2 protein-coding genes and 1 pseudogene are annotated in these 1,961 nt (G+C 63.6%); 2 read left to right on the top strand and 1 reads right to left on the bottom strand.

Translation table 11 applies throughout. The features are described from left to right. Window positions 1-19: 19 nt before the first annotated feature. Window positions 20-703, bottom strand: coding sequence for a phosphoglycolate phosphatase (locus ENZ75_RS30225; RefSeq protein WP_128278563.1), 684 nt, complete (start codon window positions 701-703; stop codon window positions 20-22). A 325-nt stretch (window positions 704-1,028) separates the two neighbouring features. On the opposite strand from ENZ75_RS30225, the gene rpiA reads away from it, so the two are divergent. Further along, window positions 1,029-1,760 carry a ribose-5-phosphate isomerase RpiA gene (rpiA, locus tag ENZ75_RS30230; protein ID WP_027036598.1) on the top strand — a complete coding sequence of 244 codons (732 nt, stop codon included), beginning with the start codon at window positions 1,029-1,031 and terminating at the stop codon, window positions 1,758-1,760. Then, window positions 1,747-1,961 (top strand): annotated as a pseudogene (locus ENZ75_RS30235) (hypothetical protein); the annotation flags it as partial. The gene rpiA and the pseudogene ENZ75_RS30235, both read left to right, overlap by 14 nt.

Consider the following 1,961-nt stretch of genomic DNA (forward strand, 5'->3'; position numbering starts at 1 on the left):
GTCTCCGGCCGCCTTCCAGTCAGTTTCCGGCAGCGGCAATCAGCCTTTGCGCCAGGTCGAGCGTCAGGGCGTCGAAATGCGAAATGACAGCCGACGGTTCGAATTCGCGCACATGGCGGTCGGTGTAGCCGAAATCGACCGCCACCACCGGAATGCCGGCGGCTTTCGCCGTGTCGATGTCGGTTTGCGAATCGCCGACCATCAGGGCGCGGTGAGGGTCGCCGCCGGCCAGCTTTATGGTCTCGATCAAATGGCGCGGGTCGGGTTTGCGGAAGGCGAACGTGTCCTGGCCCGCGATGGCCGCGAAATGTTTGGTCAGGCCGAGCGCCTCGATCAGCGCCAGCGAGTTGGCTTCGTATTTGTTGGTGCAGATGGCGAGGGTATAGCCGGCCTCCTCGAAGCGCGCGATCGCCTCGACGACACCGGGGTAGGGGCGTGACTTGCCGGGGATGTTGAGCGTGTAGTGGTCGAGGAAAAGTTTCAGCAGCCGGTCGTGCTCCTCGACGGCAAGCGATCGCTGATGGGCGGCGTGCGCCCGCTCGATCATCACCCGGCCGCCGTGACCGACAAAGCGCCTGAAGCCGGCTTCGTCGACCGCCGCGATCTCGCTGGCGGTCAGGCTGTGGTTGAGGCTGTCGAGCAGGTCCGGCGCTGTGTCGATCAGCGTACCGTCGAGGTCGAACACGATGATCGGTCGGGTCATGGTCTGTCCTGGGGCAAGTTTCTACAGGGGCAGGCGATAAAGGCTGCGGCGCGTCAAGGCAAGCGCTGGGCCAGCTCGTTCAGGCGGGGCCTGCTTATCAGGCCGGGCATTCGCAGCGGGCCCGTCCGATATGAAAAAACCCGCTTCGACGGCGGGTTGTTGGCGCAAATCAGCACCATAGGCAAAAATGTAGCATAGCTGCACTCACCCGTCAAGGAAATAATTCCTACACTGAGCATCACCTGGAGAAGCGCCGTCCAGGGCTTTGACCGGACCGGCAAAAATGCTACGAGCCCGGCAGCGAATTTCCGGGGCAATAACCGACATGGATGCAAGGCAGTTGAAGGTCGAAGCCGCGCGGGCAGCACTCGCCCATGTAAGCGACGGCATGCGGCTTGGCATCGGCACCGGCACCACGGCCGAGGAGTTCGTGCGGCTGCTTGCCGAAAAGGTTGCAACCGGCATGACCGTCATCGGCGTACCGACTTCGGAGCGCACCGCGTTGCTCTGCCGCGAGCTTGGCGTGCCGCTGTCGACGCTGGAGGAAACGCCAGAGCTGGATCTCACCGTCGACGGCGCCGACGAAGTCGACCCGGAACTGACCCTGGTCAAGGGCGGCGGCGGCGCGCTGCTGCGCGAGAAGATCGTCGCCGCGGCGTCCCAGCGCATGATCGTCATCGCCGACCGCTCCAAGATGGTCGAGACGCTCGGCCGTTTTCCCCTGCCGATCGAAGTCAATCCGTTCGGCCTGCGCGCCACTGAAATCGCGGTTGCCGCGGCGGCTGAAAAGCTCGGTCTTTCCGGACCGGTCACATTGAGGATGACGGGCGGGCAGGCTTTTGTTACAGACGGCGGCCATTTTATCCTCGATGCATCTTTTGGCCGCATTCCGGATACAAGAGCGCTTTCGAATGCTCTCCACGCCATTCCGGGCGTGGTCGAGCATGGTCTTTTCATCGGGCTGGCTTCAGCGGCCATCATCGCCGGCGGCGACGGTATCCAAACCGTCCATGCCGCCCGAAAACCAGGGAGTTCTACCGATCATGACGTTGCATAACCGGGTTCGCAGCCTTTCCGTCCTTCTGGCGGCCTCGGCCGTTTTCGCCTTCTCGTCGCCGGCGTTTTCGCAGGATGTCACGGAAGCGCACCTGAAGGCCGCCCGCGCGGCGGTCGCTGCGATCCACGCGACCGACCCGTTCGACAACATCCTGCCGCAGGCAGCCGCGGCGCTCGAATCGCAGCTGATCCAGAAGAACCC

It is taken from the genome of Mesorhizobium sp. M7A.F.Ca.CA.002.04.1.1, from assembly GCF_004022805.1.
Lineage (GTDB): Bacteria > Pseudomonadota > Alphaproteobacteria > Rhizobiales > Rhizobiaceae > Mesorhizobium > Mesorhizobium ciceri.

Bases quoted from the DNA above. Each gene is read 5' to 3' on its own strand.
- ENZ75_RS30225 (WP_128278563.1), bottom strand. From the start codon at position 703: ATGACCCGACCGATCATCGTGTTCGACCTCGACGGTACGCTGATCGAC.
- rpiA (WP_027036598.1), top strand. From the start codon at position 1,029: ATGGATGCAAGGCAGTTGAAGGTCGAAGCCGCGCGGGCAGCACTCGCC.